12 protein-coding genes and 1 riboswitch are annotated in these 16,047 nt (G+C 71.8%); of the genes, 4 read left to right on the forward strand and 8 right to left on the reverse strand.

Annotated elements, in window-relative coordinates:
* Positions 1-36: 36 nt before the first annotated feature.
* The 5 genes from KOI35_RS38420 to KOI35_RS38440 form a co-directional block, all read right to left on the reverse strand.
* Positions 37-1,179: a hypothetical protein gene (locus KOI35_RS38420; protein WP_215793973.1), complete on the reverse strand. Its 1,143-nt coding sequence runs from the start codon at positions 1,177-1,179 to the stop codon at positions 37-39.
* Positions 1,176-2,396: an AAA family ATPase gene (locus tag KOI35_RS38425; RefSeq protein WP_215793974.1), complete on the reverse strand. Its 1,221-nt coding sequence runs from the start codon at positions 2,394-2,396 to the stop codon at positions 1,176-1,178. Before KOI35_RS38425 ends, KOI35_RS38420 begins: the two co-directional genes overlap by 4 nt.
* Before the next feature lie 78 nt (positions 2,397-2,474).
* Positions 2,475-3,452: a C40 family peptidase gene (locus KOI35_RS38430; protein WP_215793975.1), complete on the reverse strand. Its 978-nt coding sequence runs from the start codon at positions 3,450-3,452 to the stop codon at positions 2,475-2,477.
* Between the two features lie 14 nt (positions 3,453-3,466).
* A riboswitch (cyclic di-AMP (ydaO/yuaA leader) is annotated at positions 3,467-3,604 on the reverse strand.
* Between the two features lie 121 nt (positions 3,605-3,725).
* Positions 3,726-4,634: a M56 family metallopeptidase gene (locus KOI35_RS38435; RefSeq protein ID WP_215793976.1), complete on the reverse strand. Its 909-nt coding sequence runs from the start codon at positions 4,632-4,634 to the stop codon at positions 3,726-3,728.
* Positions 4,631-4,981 carry a BlaI/MecI/CopY family transcriptional regulator gene (locus KOI35_RS38440; RefSeq protein ID WP_215793977.1) on the reverse strand — a complete coding sequence of 117 codons (351 nt, stop codon included), beginning with the start codon at positions 4,979-4,981 and terminating at the stop codon, positions 4,631-4,633. The genes KOI35_RS38435 and KOI35_RS38440 overlap by 4 nt, the downstream gene beginning before the upstream one ends.
* A gap of 74 nt (positions 4,982-5,055) precedes the next feature.
* On the opposite strand from KOI35_RS38440, the gene KOI35_RS38445 reads away from it, so the two are divergent.
* The 3 genes from KOI35_RS38445 (at position 5,056) to cydC (ending at position 11,179) form a co-directional block, all read left to right on the forward strand.
* Positions 5,056-6,405 carry a cytochrome ubiquinol oxidase subunit I gene (locus tag KOI35_RS38445; RefSeq protein ID WP_215793978.1) on the forward strand — a complete coding sequence of 450 codons (1,350 nt, stop codon included), beginning with the start codon at positions 5,056-5,058 and terminating at the stop codon, positions 6,403-6,405.
* Positions 6,406-6,416: 11 nt separating this feature from the next.
* Positions 6,417-7,397: a cytochrome d ubiquinol oxidase subunit II gene (cydB, locus tag KOI35_RS38450; protein WP_215793979.1), complete on the forward strand. Its 981-nt coding sequence runs from the start codon at positions 6,417-6,419 to the stop codon at positions 7,395-7,397.
* A 326-nt stretch (positions 7,398-7,723) separates the two neighbouring features.
* The gene (gene cydC, locus KOI35_RS38455; RefSeq protein ID WP_308121337.1) at positions 7,724-11,179 is read left to right on the forward strand and encodes a thiol reductant ABC exporter subunit CydC; all 3,456 of its coding nucleotides are present in this window, start codon (positions 7,724-7,726) and stop codon (positions 11,177-11,179) included.
* Here the strand turns inward: cydC and KOI35_RS38460 are convergent.
* Positions 11,130-13,148, reverse strand: a complete 2,019-nt coding sequence (locus KOI35_RS38460) for a S9 family peptidase (RefSeq protein WP_215793983.1) — start codon at positions 13,146-13,148, stop codon at positions 11,130-11,132. The genes cydC and KOI35_RS38460 overlap by 50 nt on opposite strands.
* A gap of 42 nt (positions 13,149-13,190) precedes the next feature.
* On the opposite strand from KOI35_RS38460, the gene KOI35_RS38465 reads away from it, so the two are divergent.
* Positions 13,191-13,838 (forward strand): alpha/beta hydrolase, encoded by a 648-nt coding sequence (locus tag KOI35_RS38465; RefSeq protein ID WP_215793985.1) that lies wholly within the window; start codon positions 13,191-13,193, stop codon positions 13,836-13,838.
* Between the two features lie 6 nt (positions 13,839-13,844).
* Here KOI35_RS38465 and KOI35_RS38470 read toward each other — a convergent pair whose 3' ends face one another.
* Together KOI35_RS38470 and KOI35_RS38475 are read right to left on the reverse strand one after the other, a co-directional pair.
* The gene (locus KOI35_RS38470) at positions 13,845-14,507 is read right to left on the reverse strand and encodes a hypothetical protein (protein WP_215793987.1); all 663 of its coding nucleotides are present in this window, start codon (positions 14,505-14,507) and stop codon (positions 13,845-13,847) included.
* A gap of 9 nt (positions 14,508-14,516) precedes the next feature.
* Entirely contained in the window at positions 14,517-15,980 is a 1,464-nt protein-coding gene (locus KOI35_RS38475) for a M6 family metalloprotease domain-containing protein (RefSeq protein ID WP_215793989.1), read from the reverse strand.
* Positions 15,981-16,047 lie beyond the last annotated feature (67 nt).

The raw sequence follows: 16,047 nt of genomic DNA on the forward strand, positions 1-16,047 counted from the left end.
TCGACTCCGGCACCGCGACCGGCCGGATGTGAGTGCTCACTTCGGTTTGTCGTCCCAGGCCTCGCGTAAGTCCTTCTTTGTTGTCCGCCACCACTCGCGTAGCTCGTCGACCCAATCGCTCAGGGCCTGTCGGCTTCCCGGGTCGTCGAGGCCGGCGCCTAGCAGCTCGGTGAGGCTCAGCGCCCACAGCACCGGCGTCAACAGCAGCGCTACCAGCGGCAACGGCCACCACGGCACGGCCGCGAACAGCGCCAGCAGCGTCACGGCCAGGGCGGTCAGGGCCAGCCCGGCCACGTCGGCCCGGCGCATCAGTGGAGGCAGCAGGCCGAGGCAGCGCCACGGCAGCCGACCGGCCGGCAGCAGCACCCGCGCGGCGAAACCGGCCATCACCGCGGCCAGGACCGCCGACACGATGCGCGCGAACAAAAGAGCCGGCGACCACCACCACAGGGCCACCAGCAGCAGCACGCAGACCAGGGCGGCACTGGCCGCCAGGCCGCGGCGCAGGCCGCTCAGCACGCCGCGGATCGGCCAGGTCATCGAGACGACGTCGGCGCGCGCGGGATTGTCGCGGGCCACCTCGCGCAGCGCGCGCATCGAGCGGCGGACCCGCAGTTTCTCGGCGTCGAGCATGGCGATCAACCAGCGGCCGTACGCGTTGTCGGGATCGATCGCCAGCGCCGCGCGGGCCGCGAGCAGGGCCGGTTCGCGGTGGCCGGCATCGCGCTCGACGTCGGCCACCGTGAGCAGTCCCTCGACCGAGCGCGGGGCCAGCGTGCGGCCGTGCGCGGCGGCGGCCCGGGCGCGGTCGAACTCGCGGGCGGCGGCCAGGGCCCGGGCCAGCACGAAGTGGCCGGAGGCGACCTGCGGATCGAGCCGCACGGCCTCGGACGCGGCCTCGATGGCGTCGCGCGAGCGGACCAGGACGATCAGGTTCTCGGCCCGTTCCAGGTGGGCGTCGGCCAGGTGCGGCGCGGCGGCGACGGCGGCGTCGGCCCCGCGCAGCGCCGCCGCGTAGTCACGGCGCAGGCGCAGCACCGAGGCGAGCAGGGTGAGCAGCCAGCCGTCGTACGGGGAATCGGCCAGGCCCTCGCGGGCGATCCGCTCGGCCTCCTCGTAATGCCCGACCTCGGCCAGCCGCTGCGCCCGCCAGTACGCCCCGGGTGGAGCCGCCGTCACCGGATCTTGCGCTTCTTCAAGTAGGCGGCCAGATCGTCGTACTCCCCGGACTCGTTGGCGAACATCGCCACGTTGCGGGCCGTGGCGAACCAGCCGTCGGTCGAGGGCCGGACCTCACGGGCGGCGGCCAGCATGTCGCCCTGGTTGATCATGCGGATCTCGCCGGTGGCGATCGAGTCGCGCATGGCGAACTCGGCTGCCGTCTCGCAGACGTGGGCCAGGTCGGCGCCGGAGTAGTGGTCGGTCGCGTCGGCCACCTTGCCGAGGTCGACGCCGGCCACCGGACGGTCCTTCAGGTGATATTGCAGGATCGCGGCCCGGGCCGGCTTGTCCGGCGGCAGGACGAGCAGCGTGCGGTCGAGCCGGCCGGGGCGGCGCAGCGCCGAGTCGATGTCCCAGGGCGCGTTGGTCGCCGCGAGCACGAAGACGCCGTCGTTGTTGCCGTCGACCCCGTCGAGTTCGGTCAGGAGCTGATTGACCACCGTACGCATGGACGACGAGTTGAGCTGACTCCGCTTGTGGCCGAGCGCGTCGATCTCGTCGAGGAACAGCACGCACGGCGCGTGCCCGCGGGCCGACTGGAACAGGTCGTGCAGGTTGCGCTCGGAGCTGCCGACCCACATGTTGAGCACGTCGGTGATCGACAGCGAGATGAACGAGGCACCCATCTCGCCGGCCACCGCGCGGGCCAGGAAGGTCTTGCCGCAGCCGGGCGGGCCGTAGAGCAGCAGGCCGCCGCGCAGGCTCTTGCCGAACAGCGACCGCAGCTTGGGGTTCTTGAGCGGGCCGAGGAACGAGATCTCGAGCCGCTTCTTGACCTCCTGCATACCGCCGACGTCGGCCAGCGTGATCGTCGAGGTCTCGATGTCGAACGTGCGGTCCTCATGGCCGCGGACCGGCTCGTCCTCGTGCGAGAAGCGGGGCGGCACGATGTCGCCGAGATCTTCCTCCATGGCCGCCCAGTCGACCGAAGAAGCCGGAGCCGGAGCCGAAGCCGGAGAGGGAGAAGGAGCCGGACCGCCCAGCGCCGACGTCATCAGCGTCTGCGCGGCGGCGTTGCCCGGCTCGCGGGCGAGGACCTGAGCGGCGTGCCCGATCGCCTCGGCGCCCCGCCCCGCGCCCACCAGCAGTTCGGCGAGGTGCAGGCGCAGCGTCAGATCGTCGGGCCGGGCCTCGACGGCCGCGGTGAGGCTGTCGATCAGGGGCGAGTCGCTCATGACAGCGAATTATGCCCGCGCCGGCCAAGAACGAGGAAAGGGCCGCCGAAGCAGCCCTTTCCCCCAGCCGGCAACCGGTCAGCCCGGCCGGCGATAGCCCGCGATCGGGCCGCGGTCGATCGTCGCCATCCGCACGAAGTCGCCGGTGTGCGGGGCGTGCACCACCATGCCGCCGCCGATGTAGATGGCCACGTGATGGAGGCTGCCGGGGTAGTAGAAGACCAGGTCACCCGGCTGGAGGTCGCCCTTGGAGACCGGGGCGCCCTCGTTCCACTGGTCCTTGGTGTAGTGGTCGAGCTTCACGCCGACGCTGCCCCAGGCGACCTGGGTCAGACCCGAGCAGTCGTACGTGCCCGGGCCGTTCGACCCGAAGACGTACGGCGAGCCGATCAGGTCGCAGGCCTTCTGCGCGGCCCGGCCACCCTTGTCGTTGGTGTAGTCGACGGGACAGGGCCCGGTCTTGTACGGACCGTCGTTCGCGTTCGACGATCCGTAGGCCTGGATCCGCAGCTTCTGCAGCGACGTGATCTTGGTCTCGATCGCCTTCTTGCGGGTCGACAGGTCCTTGTCGCGGGCGGCGACCGACTTGGTCACGATGTCGAGGTCGGACTTGGTCGCGGCCAGCTTGTCGCGCAGGGCGGCGACGTCGGCGATCTGCGCCTTCTGGTGCCGGGCGAGCTGATCGAGGTACATCAGCTTGTCGGTCAGGCCGGTCGGCGAGCCGCTGATCAGCATGGCGTTGAGGGCGTCGGGCGCGCCCTGCTTGTACGCGTCGACGGCGAGCCCCCGCACCTGCAACATGGCCGCGTCGACCTGCACCTGGAGCGGGGTGATCTGGGACGCCAGCTTCTTCTGCTGGGCCTGGTTCTTGATCAGCGTGCCGTGGACGTTGTTGTACTGCTCGATGACCGGCTCGAGCTCGTTCCACTGCTTGTCGATCTGGGCCTCGACCGAGGACGGTGAGGGAGCTGCATGCGCGACGGCGGGTCCGGAGAAGATGATCCCGACCGCGGCGGCGGCGCAGACCAGGCTGCGCACTACGGCGGCGCGACGCACGTACGTAGGGTGTCCTTTCTTCCCTCGGCCGCCGACCGGGTTAGCTGACGGGTTCGAGCGGGAAGCGCGCCCGGCCGCGTGAAGCGGCTTCACCCCAACTGCGGTGGGTCCCCGGTTCGCCCTGAGCAAGGGCGATTAGGCGGTGGTCCGTCAGATCGGCCGAATGGACGATGGGGGGCTGCCGGGCCGTGGGACACGGTACTCCCGGTGATCTGACGTTTTGAAGCCGCCACGGGCGTGAACTTTGCGCTGCGGGAAAGACACACAGAGTAACTAGAGTGGCCAGGCATCCAGCGCCCGGTCGAGCCAGGGCAGCACCAGAATCACGGTGGGTAATACCAGCAGGCCGACCGCACCGGCGGCGGCGACCGTGCTGAGGGCGACGGACCGGGTGTGCGACGCGGCCAGCCGTTCGAGCCGTCGGCGGCGCGCTTCACCCGCCGGGTCTGGCTTGACGTCCTCCGCCAGGGGGATCGCGTCGGTCAGACGTTCCAGCGCGGCCCGCAGCGGTCCGGCTCCGGCCCGGCGGCGGGCGGCGTCGTCCGCGATCATCTCGAGCAGCAGATGCACCGCCTCGAGCGGCTTGCGGCTGCGCAGCGGACCGGGGACGGCCCGATAGAAGGCGGTGAACGACTCCATCACCACCTCGTGCCGGTGCCGCAGGTGGGTCTGCTCGTGGGCGAGCACGGCGTCGATCTGGGCCCGGTCGAGCACCTGCAGCACGCCGTGGCTGAGCACGACCCGGGGTTCCCGGCCGGGCACGCAGTAGGCCAGCGGCAGAGCGCCGTCGAGCACGCGCAGGTGGTCCGGGCCGAGTTCGCGGTGCTGTTCGGCCCGGTCGAGCAGGTCGACCAGCAGGCGATGGCGGGCGCGGCGGGCGCGCGAGCGGCGGGTGACCCCGTACAGGGAAATCAGCAGTCGCAGAATGATCAGAGCGGCCACCGCCAGGGCGCCGATCAGGGCGGCCGACGCGACCGGTTTGCCGGAACCGGCGGCGCGGGTCAGTTCATAGGGCGCGACGAGGACGACCCCGATCGCGGCCAGCACGCCGGTGAGGGTGATCGACTGCCAGAGCGCCACCGCGGCGGCCGGCGCCCGGTCGGGCCAGTGGGCGTTGGCCAGGATGCCGGGCACGACGAGCGACAACGTCAGCCCGAGCGCGCCCAGCAGGAGGGCGGTCACCTTTTCTTCTGCACCGCTTCGATCGCGGCGGCCAGCGCCTCGGGCGGGAGCTGCCCGACGAAGTAGGCGAGGGCGGCGTCCTGGTCGTCGCTCGCGGTGAGGGCGTCGAGCATCACCGAGGCCGTCATCTCTTCGCGGGACTGCGTTGGGGCGTACTTGTAAGCGCGGTCGGCCTTCTGCTGTTGAACCACGCCCTTCTTGGCGAGGCGGTCGAGCACCGTCATCACCGTCGTGTAGGCCAGGTCGCGCTGACGGCTCAGGCGCTCGTGCACCTGCCGCACGGTGAGCGGCTCCCCGGCATCCCACAACTGCGTCATGACCTCGCGTTCGAGGTCTCCGAGAGCCATGTGACGGAGTCTACTGCATGCCGTCGTACTACGAGTCGTAGTATCTACTACGAGACGTCGTAGAGGGGGACCCCATGGACGTGCTGGACCTGACCCGGCTCCAGTTCGCGGTGGTGACGATCTATCACTACTTCTTCGTGCCGCTGTCGATCAGCCTGGCCGCGGCCGCCGCCGGCCTGCAGATCGCCTGGCTGCGTACGCGCAAGGAGCACTACCTGCACCTGACGAAGTTCGTCGGCAAGCTGCTGATCGTCACGTTCGCCGTCGGTGTGGTGACCGGGCTGGTGCAGGAGTTCCAGTTCGGGCTCGGGTGGAGCGCGTTCGCCAACTTCTACGGCGACGTCTTCGGGCCCACGCTGGCCATCGAGGGCATGCTCGCGTTCTTCCTCGAGGCGACGTTCCTCGCGCTCTGGTACTTCGGCTGGGATCGCCTGCCCCGGATGGTGCACACCGCCTGCATCGTCATCGTCGCCGTGGGCACGCTGCTGTCGGCGTTCATCATCCTGGCCGCCAACAGCTTCATGCAGAATCCGGTCGCGTACGCCCTCGACCCGGTCACCGGCCGGGCCCGGCTCACCTCGTTCACCGAGCTGATGCTCAACAAGGTCAACCTGGCCGCGTTCCCGCACACCATGTCGGGGGCGATCATGGTCGGCGGCGCGCTGCTGCTGGCTCTCGGCGTGTGGCGGCTCGCGGCCGATCCCGCGTACGGAATCCTGGCCCGGCTCGGCGCCTGGATGACGGTGATCGGCGGGGGTCTCACCGCGCTCACCGGCGACCACCTGGGCAAGGTCATCACCGAGGTGCAGCCGATGAAGATGGCCGCGGCCGAGGCGCTCTACCACACGACTTCGGGGGCACCGTTCGCTCTGTTCGCGGTCCCCGGGTATGCGCTGGAGGTCCCGTGGCTGCTCTCGATCCTGGCCAAGGGCGACCCGAACGCCACCGTACAGGGCATCGACGACCTGCAGGCCCAGTACGCGGCGGCGTACGGCCCGGGCTCGTACGTGCCGATGATCCCGGTCGCGTTCTGGACGTTCCGCCTGATGATCGGCGTGGGAATGCTCGCCATGGTGGTGGCGGCGTTCTATCTGTGGCGCACGCGTCGCGGCCGCACGGCGCCGCGCTGGCTGACCCGGTGGCTGCCGCTCATCCCGTTGCTGCCGACCGCGGCCAACACCTTCGGCTGGATCTTCACCGAGACCGCGCGGCAGCCGTGGATCGCGTTCGGCATCTCGAAGACCGCCGACGGCATCTCCCCCGGGCTGACCTCGTCGGAAGTGATCGTCTCGCTGGCCGGCTTCACGGTCGTCTACGGCGTCATCGCGGTCGTCTGGCTGCGGCTCGTACGGCATCTGGCCCGTCAGCCGCTTGCCGGAGCTCACCTTGAATCGGATAAATCGGACCTCGCACCCGTCTACTGAGGAGCTTTGCCGTGATCACCTTCTGGTTCTCGGTCGTCGTGCTCGCCTGGGTGCTGTTCTTCGTGCTCGAGGGCTTCGACTTCGGCGTCGGCCTGCTCGGTCCGGTGCTCGGCCGCGACGACCACGAGCGGGGAGCCGCCGTCCGCACCATCGGCCCGTTCTGGGACGGCAACGAGGTCTGGCTGGTCGCCGCGATCGGCGTGACGTTCGCAGCGTTCCCGGCCTGGTACAGCGCCCTGCTCTCGGGGCTCTACCTGCCCATGGTCGTGCTGCTGCTCCTGCTGGCCGTGCGCGGCGTGGCCCTGGAGTTCCGCGGCAAGGGCGACGGCCCCCGATACCGCCGCCGCGCCGACCTGGCCCTGGCCGCGAGCTCGCTCGGCATCGTCCTCGTCTGGGGCGCGCTGTTGGCCGTCTTCACCCGCGGTCTGGCTCTCGACGCGGGCGGGCAGGTCAGAGGCAACGGCTTTTCCCGTACGGCCGGGCCCCTGCTCACCTGGCAAGCGGGCCTCGGCGCGCTCGCCGCCCTGTACGCCGCCCTGCTCCTCGGGTCGACCTTCCTCGCGCTGCGCACCAGCGGCCCGCTGCGTAAGCGGGCCCGCTCGCTCGCCCGATGGCTGGGCACCGGTGGCGCGATCGTCCTGGTCGTGGCCGGGATCGCCACCGGCTCACCGCTGGTGCTGGCCGCCGCGGTGCTGAGCTTCGCCGCCGGTCTGCTGGCCCGCACCGGACGCGAGGCCCTGGCCTTCGCCACGACGGCGCTCGGCGTCGCCGGGGCCGTGGTCGCCGTCTTCACCGTCCACGGCTCGGTCGTCCTGCCCAGCACCCTCGACCCGGCGTGGTCGCTGACCCGCGCCTCGGCCGCCGCCACCCCGCAGGCCCTCGAACTGATCACCTGGGCCGGCGTGCTGATCCTGCCCGGGGTGCTGGCCTACCAGGCGTTCTCCTACTGGGTCTTCCGCCGCCGCGTGGCCAGCGAGCGGGTCCCCTCATGACCTCCACTGGTCTCTCCACCCCTGCGGACTCTCCGGCCGGCCCTCTCGCCTTCGCGGGTCTCTCCACCCCTCCGGCCTCTCCGGCCGGCCCTCTCGCCTCCGCGGGTCTCTCCACCCCTCCGGCCTCTCCGGCCGGCCCTCTCGCCTCCGCGGGTCTCTCCACCCCTCCGGCCTCTCCGGCCGGCCCTCTCGCCTCCGCGGGTCTCTCCACCCCGGAGGATCGGCAGTCGGACCGCTTGCCGACCGCCGAGCCTGGTTCCGCGGGTTCGCCAGCCCCGGAACGCCGGCGGTCCGCGCCGCCCCGCGGACCGCTGGACCCCCGGCTGGTGCGGCACGCCCGCACCAGCCGGGGCGGCATCGCCGCGCTGGCCCTGATCGGCGCCGGCCAGGCCGCGGCCACCCTGCTCCTGGCGGCCGCACTGACCCTGCTGATCGCCTACCCCGACGCCCGCGGCCGGGCGATCGTCCTGCTCGCGGGCGCGTACGGGGCCCGCGCGCTGCTCTCGTGGGCCGAACAGGTGGTGGCCCGCCGCACGGCGGCCCGGGTCACCGACGAGCTGCGCCGCGCCATGCTGCGCGCCCTCCCCCAGCGCGGTCCGGCCTGGGTCGCCGCGTTCGGCGCGGGCCGGCTGACCACGGTGCTGACCAGCGGCCTCGACGCCCTGAAGCCGTGGTTCAGCGGCTACCTGCCCGCGCTCGTGCTGGGCGTCGCCCTGCCCCCGCTCGTCATCGTCGCGATGGCCCTGGTCGACCCCGCCTCGGCGCTCGTCGCGCTGGTCACCCTGCCGCTGATTCCCGTGCTGGGCGCCCTGATCGGCTGGGCCACCGCGGCCCGGGCCGAACAACGCTGGCAGGCCGACGCCCGCCTGGCCGGCCACTTCCTCGACGTGGTCCGCGGCCTGGCCACCCTGCGCGTCTTCGGCCGGGCCGAACGCCAGACCGAGGTGGTCGCCACCCTGACCGACCAGCACCGCTCGGCCACCATGCGGGTGCTGCGGGTCGCCTTCCTCTCGTCGACCGCGCTCGACCTGGTCGGCACCCTGTCGGTCGGCCTGATCGCGGTCGAGGCCGGCCTGCGTGTGGCCGCGGGCAACCTGTCGCTGGGCCCGGCCCTGCTGGTGATCCTGCTGGCCCCCGAGGCCTACCGCCCGCTGCGCGAGATGGCCGCGCGTTACCACGCCTCAACCGACGCCACCGCAGTCATCACCGACGTCGACGAGATCCTCACCGCGCCGCCCGCGACCATCCGTCCAGCGCCGCCCGCCGCTATCACTCCAGCGCCGCCCGCGACCATCCCTCCCACGTCGCCCGCCGCCATCACTCCCGCGTCGCCGGACGGCCGGACCGGAGTCGTCGCCCTGGGCCTTCGGGCCCGCTATCCCGGCGCGAATGTCGACGCCCTCGAGTTGGACGAACTCGTCGTCCGCCCCGGCGAGATCGTCGCCCTGAGCGGCCCGTCCGGCGCCGGCAAGACGACCGCCCTGCGCGTCCTGGCCGGCCTCCACGAGCCCACTGCCGGCTTCGCGAACGCCGAGAACCCGCTCTATCTCCCCCAGCGCCCCGCGCTCCCCCACGCCCGGAGCGTCGCCGACCTGTTCCCCGGCCTGACCACCTCCGACATCACCGAGGCCCTGCACACCGTCGGCCTGACCGGCGAAGTCACCCCCGAAACCCCGCTCGGCGAGCGCGGCTCTGGAGTCTCGGCCGGCCAACGCCACCGGCTCGCCCTGGCCGCCCTGTTCAGCCGAATCCTCGCCCCCGCGTTACTACTCCCAGCCGGCCCACCCACCCGGGGTCGCAGTGCGGCCGACGCTACCGGAGCCGAACTGCGGCCGCGTGAGTTGTCCACAGCCCTCGATGGCTTGTCCACAGGGGTCACACCGGCGTCCGGATCATCGATAGAATTCCTCTCGGGGGGAGGGCCCTGGCCGCGCGATGCCGGAAGAACGCTGCTTCTCGACGAGCCGACCGCCCACCTCGACGCCGAGACCGAAGCCCTGGTCATCGAGCGCCTGCGAGCCGCCGCCCGAGCCGGATGCGCGATCCTCGTCGTCGCTCACCGTCCGGCCCTGCTCGCCGCGGCCGACCGGGTCGCCGCGATCACCCCGCCCGCCGTCGCCGACACGTGCCACCCGGACCTACCGGCTGCTGACGTCCCCGCCGACGCGCCCGAACCCGGGGCCCCGCCGCACACACCCGAACCGGGGGCCCCGCAGCGAAAGCCGTCGTTCTGGCGTCGGCCGGCCACTGCGGTCGCGCTCGGCAGTGGGTCTGCGCTGGCCGGGATCGTGCTGACCGGGGCGGCCGCCTGGCTGTTGGTCCGGGCCTCGACCATGCCGCCGGTGTTGTCGCTGTCGACCGCCGTCGTGCTGGTCCGGGGTAGTGCGGTCGCCCGGCCTCTGCTCAAGTACGTCGAACGGCTCGTCGCGCACGAGGTGGCCTTCGCGCGGCTCGGAGCGTGGCGGGCCCGGGTCTTCGCCGATCTGGTGCCGCGCGTGCCGGGGCCCGGGCTGCAAAGACGTGGCGATCTGCTCTCCAACGTGGTCAGCGACGTCGACGCCCGGGTGGACGGGCTGTTGCGGGGACGGCTTCCGGCGCTCGTCGCGGCGGTCGTCGTCGCCGTGGCCGGCACGGTCGCCGTGGCCAAGGCCCCGGCTGCGGCCGTCGGAGTCCTGATCGCCACTGTGCTGGCTCCGATGCTGGCCGCCCGCCAGGCTCGCCGCGACGACGCCGCGACCGGGCTGGCCCGCGCCCGCCTCAACGACGCCATGGTCGAGACGGTCGACGGGCTCGAGGATCTGGGGGCGGGGAACGGCGTACCGGAACGGCGCAGCCAGGCCCTGGCCCGCCTCGAAGCGAAAGCCGCCCACACCGCCGGCCGGGCCACCGCGCTGGCGCACCTCGGCTGCGGCGTCGCCGTGGTCGCGGTCGGCAGCCAGATCGCCACCAACTCGGAGTGGGCCGCCGTCCTGCTGCTGGCGACCGTCGTGCTGGGCGAGACGGTCCTCACGCTGCCCGACGCGGCGATCGCCCGGCAACAGGCGGCCGGCGCCGAGACGCGCCTGGCCGCCCTCACCAAGAAACCGCTCGGCGCAACACGGCACGAGGAGGAGGACGACATGCGAAACCGCGACGCCATCCAGCTGAAGGGGATCAGCGCGGGATGGGACCCGTACGGCGAACCCGCCCTGAGGAACCTCGACCTCGAACTCGCGTACGGGGAACGGGTCGCCGTCACCGGTCGCTCCGGTTCGGGCAAGTCGACGCTGGCCGCGGTCGTGGCCCGGCTCCTCGACCCGCGTGCGGGCACGACGGCCCACCAGGGGGCCGGCCGGGTCGTGCTGGTCGGCGACGACACCGGGCACGTCTTCGCGTCCACGGTGCGCGAGAACCTGAGGCTCGCCCGTCCGGACGCGAGCGATGCCGAGTTGCGGGCCGCGCTCATCCGCGTACGGCTGGGAACCTGGTTCGGCTCTTTGTCCGATGGTCTGGACACCTGGCTGGGCAGTGGTGGCACGACGATGTCGGGTGGTCAGGCGCGGCGGTTCGCGGTGGCGCGGGCGTTGCTGGCCGATCCGGCGGTGCTGATTCTGGACGAGCCGACCGAGGGCCTGGACGCCGACGTGGCCGAGGCTCTGATGGCCGACCTGCTCGACGCGGCCGACGGGCGGACCGTGCTGCTGCTGACCCACCGTCCCGAGGGCCTCGACCGGGTCGACCGCATCCTCGAGCTCAGCGACGGCCGCCTAACGACTCGCGCAGGAACTGCAGTTGGGGCGTGAGCAGGTCGGTATCGGGCTGCATGTGGCTCGCGCCGGGCAGCGGCAGCACGGTGTGCGGTTTGCCCGCCGCGAGCAGCGCCGCCGACAGGCGCATGGTGTGCACCGGGTAGACGTTGTCGTCGGACAGGCCGTGGATCAGCATGAGCGGGCGCCGCAGGTTGGGGGCGTCGGCGATCAGGGAGGCTTCGTCGTACGGGGAAGGGTCCTCGTCCGGATGCCCGAGGAACCGCTCCTGCCAGTGCGTGTCGTAGAGCCGCAGGTCGGTCACCGGAGCACCGGCCACGGCGGCGTGGAACACGTCGGGCCGGCGCAGCACGGCCAGCGCGGCCAGGTAGCCCCCGGCCGACCAGCCGCGGATGCCGACCCGGTCGAGGTCGAGCTCGGGATAGCGCGCGGCCACCGTCTCGAGGGCCTCGATCTGGTCGTCGAGCAGCTTGGCGGCCGAGCGGCCCTTGGCCTCGCGCTCCCAGAGCGGACCGCGCCCGGGGGTGCCGCGCCCGTCCGCGACGATCACCGCGAACCCCTGGTCGGCGAACCACTGCGACACGTAGAAGAGCCGCCGGTCGGCCATCGCGCGCTGGGCGGCCGGACCGCCGTACGGGTCCATCAGCACCGGCAGCCGCTCGCCGCGCTGCCACATCGCCGGGAAGAGCACCGCCGTCCGCAGCTCCCGGGGTCCCGCGCTGAGCAGGCTGACCTTGGGTACGACGGGCGAGTTCACGGCGACGTCGCGGACCGTGCCGCCGGCCCACGTGACGGTCTGCCGGTCGAGCGTCGCCGAGCCGATCACCGTGGTGCCGCCCGCGCGGAAGCCCTCGTGCCGGCCGGGTTCGGTGGTGAGCGCGCGCAGTCCGCCGGCCGCCGACCACGACCAGACGTGGAGTTCGGTGGGTTCACGGGAGCCGGTGAAGATCACGGTGTCGCCGTCGACCGCGCTCAACCCGGCGATCTGCAACCCGGGTGGTGTGACCGGCGTGCCGTCGACGGTCAGCCGCCGCGTGTCGCCGTCGTCGAGAGTCCAGATCAACGAGCCTTCCCCCGTACGCCGGGGAAAGCCGGGCACAATCGTCGTCCAACTCGGATCGGTGGCCTCGGCCAGCACCGATGTCTGCCCGGTGGCCGGATCGACGGCCAGCACGCGCAGCTGGGTCTGCGGCCGGTTCTGCACGACGGCCATCAGGCCGTGCTCGTCCCACACGACGTCGACGAGGTATTCGGCGTCTGTGTCGACCTTGACCCGGCGGGAGTCGTCGATGATCCACAGCTCGACGATCGCGTTCGCGGTCCCGGCACGCGGATAGCGGTGCGCAGTCGGCGAGGCGGTCGGATCGCTCGGATCGCTGAGATACCAGACCTCGACGGGTGATTCGTCGACCCGCGCGACCGCCAGCCGCCGGCTGTCGGGCGCCCACCAGAAGCCCCGGTGCCGCTCCATCGACTCGGCGGCAACGTGCTCGGCCAGCCCGTACGTGATGTCCGGGCCCTCCGGCGTCGCCACCGCCCGGTCGTCGCCGTCGCCGACCCCGATCAGCCGCAACTCCCCGCCGTGCACGTAGGCGACGGTTGTCCCGTCCGGGCTGATCGTCGCCCCGACCAGCGGAGTCTTCGCCTTGATCTCGCGCGAGCCGCCCGTGTGCGCGTCGACCACGGAGAGCTTCTCGCCGGCCGTGCAGGCGACGAGGCGTACGGAAGCATCGGCACTGTAATCCGAGATCCCGGCCGACCGGTCCCGCGCCCGTTCCCGCCGCGACCGCTCGGCCGCCGACATCTCCCCGGCCGGCGCCCCCGGATCGGCCAGCAGCCGCTCCGCACCGGTCGTCAGATCAAGAGCCCACAGCCGCCGTACGGGATCCTCGCCGCCCCCGCGCAGGAACAGCAGCCGCTTCCCGTCCGGCGCGACCGTGAGCCGCTGGGGTCGCCCCAGCCGAAACCCCTGAGTGCGGGCGAACAACTGAGGAAACGAGATCATCCGCTAGTCATACTCCCCCGCGTGCCTGCCAGAGTGGTCGGCATGCCGACAGGCGAATTCGTTATCGAGACATCCGAATACGACGGTGGGCGGGCAATCACCGCGTACGTCCCGGCGCGTACGGCCGAAGCGGTCGTCTTCGCCGGCGACGGGCAGACGGTCGCGACGTGGGCCGAGGCCCTGGCGACGGCCGACCTCCCGCCCACGGCGATTGTCGGTGCACACCGAGCCGAGGACGAGACCGTACGGCTGCACGAGTACTCCCCCGCGTTCGACCCGGCACGGTTCGCGGCCCACGAGCGGTTCTTCGTCGAGGACGTCCGCCGATGGGCGGCGACCCGCCTGGGCCTCGCACTGCCCGCCGCCCGGACCGCGGTGTTCGGCGTCTCGGCCGGGGCGGAACTGGCGCTGGCCGTGGGACTGCGCCATCCCGGCATCTACGGCGCGATCCTGGGCGCCTCGCCGGGAGCCGGATATCAGCCGCCGGCCGGGTTGCCGGGCCGGTTGCCGCGCACCTATCTCGTCGCCGGCACCGAGGAGCCGTTCTTCCTCGACAACGCGAGGCGGTGGGCCGGCGCGCTGGACCGGGCCGGCGCCGACGTGGTCATGACCGAGCGGGCCGGCACCCACGGCGGCGACTTCTGGAGACGTGAGTTCCCGCTGATGGTCGGCTGGGCGTTCGGCCCCTGACGCGGATCAGTTCTGGATCGCGGGCCACAGGGCTTGCGGGTGGCAGCGGGCCGGACAGGCGAAGATGTAGACCTCGTTGCCCAGGAACAGCTGCGCCTGGTTGTCGCGGTCTCGCATCGGCCACATGTCGAAGCCGAAGTTCTCCGGCACCTGGCACAGGAAGGTCATGTCGGTGCCGCACGAGCACCGGTAGTGCTCGGGGTCCTGCGCCCAGGACGGCACGCCGCCCACCTTGAATCCGGCCACGCCACGGCCGTACTCGCTCACCTGCTCCTCGGCCGGATGCAGCGCGAGGCGACGCGGATCCACCAGCGGGTCGGCCTCGGCGGACGGGGTGCCGGCCGTGTGCAGGAAGAAGCGCCAGAACCGTCCCTCGTACGGCTCGGTGACCGCGTCCCAGTAGCGGTCGGGCAGCTGGACCGGGCCGAACGCGGGGTCGTCGTGCTCCGGGCACTGGAAGACCAGCAGATGGGCGCCGCCGAAGACCGGGACGTCGCCTGGGATGTCGAGCTGGAAGAAGAAGACCATCGGCGTGCCGCAGAAACAGGCCGGCCACTCGCCGCCGGGCAGCACCGGCCACCCGCCGATGGTGTTCCGGTCACCGGCGACCGGCGCCTCGGTCAGAGTCTCGACGGTGTAGATCCGGCCGTCCGCTTGCGTCTCGGGCATCGCGCCAGACTACGACGGCTCTCCGATCGTGAACGTCATGGCCGGTCCGGAGGCGGAGATCCGCTCGATGGTCAGATTCGACTTGCCGCGGTCCCACCAGGCGCTGTCGGGGACGGTCCAGTCGGCGAAGGTGTCCCCCTCGTCGAAGAGGTCGCCGCCGTCGCCCAGGTTGCAGCCCCGCTCGAGGGCGTAGGAGCCGTCCGCCTGTTCGATCGAGACCTCGTAGTGCAGGTCGGCGGTCATCTCCTCGTCCTCGTTGCCCTCTTTGCTCTCGTCGATGTGCCAGACCGCCAGTCCGGAGTCGGGCAGGGCGGCGTCACGGCCGGCCTGCTGCCGGTTCTCGATCAGGAAGTACTCCTGCGGGTGGTTCCCGCGCGGCCAGCGGAAGAAGTCGTTGCGGCCCGATTCGACGGTCACCGTGTCGCCCTTCCGGAGGTCGGTCACCGACGTGGCCCAGCCGACCTCGATCTTGAAGGAGGGGCACAGCTGCGTCGGATTCCGGTCGTCGGCCACCGCGCCGTACGCCATCAGGCAGTAGACACCCGCACCCTTCGACTCCAGCCCGACGTCGTAGAGATCCGGGAAGTCGCAGATCATGTGCCCGTTCTCGTGGCAGAACGTGCCGATGGTCAGCCCCTCCGCGTCGTCGCCGGAGTCGGTGACCTGGTAGTCGGAGAACTTCACGCCCGGGCCACGATCAAAACCCGAGAGCGACGAGCTGTACGGCCACAGCCCCTCGGGCTCGTCGTTCGGGTTGGGGCCGGCGTAGAGCACGTTGAGAGCCCGTACGAAGCCCTCGTCGTCGGTGCTCAGCCCACTGAGATCGAACCCGGAGTCGATCAGGTGCGTCAGCGCCTCGGTGACCATCAGCTCGCCGCCCTCGACCGTCGGGTCGGCGTAGTACGACTTCTCGTGCTCGGTCGTGAAGTAGGAGGTCACCGTGTTGGTGTAGGTCAGCCGCCCGCCGGACATCTCGGAGAAGTAGTCCCGCACCGACCCGTTGTTGCCGTTGCCGGTGTAGCCGGGCTGGTTGAGCATCCGCTCGACCTCGTCCGCCGGGACGGTCGCGGGCACGTCCGGAAAGTCGATCAGCAGGCACAGCCCTCGATAGTCGCCGACGACCGGCCGGGGCGATTTCCCCGTACGGCGGCGGTCGTTCCGGCGGGTCTCCCAGCGCGCCGGACGGCGGGCCGCGAGCCGCTCCCGGGTGACGACGATGGCCGGGCGTACGTGCCGCATGAGGGTCCGCACGCCGGCGCCTCGTTCGGTCACCCGCACACCGGTGGAGCGCAGCAGTCCGTCGGCGCCGGCCTCGGCGTACGAGATGAAGCCCGACGAGGGATCCCGGATCACCGTGTAGCCGTCGGTGGTCTCGAGAATCGCGTGGTGCCGGCTCCCGGAACCCACCACCTCCACGGTCGTGCTGTCCGGGTTGGTGAGGATCATCGGCCGGTCGACGAACGGTATCGGCATGCCCCTCATTGAAGGCACGGCATCCCTGGCAGCGCGCCGGAGAGTCGGCAACCGGACTTGCCCACCC

Source organism: Paractinoplanes bogorensis (assembly GCF_018829635.1).
Classification (GTDB): domain Bacteria; phylum Actinomycetota; class Actinomycetes; order Mycobacteriales; family Micromonosporaceae; genus Actinoplanes; species Actinoplanes bogorensis.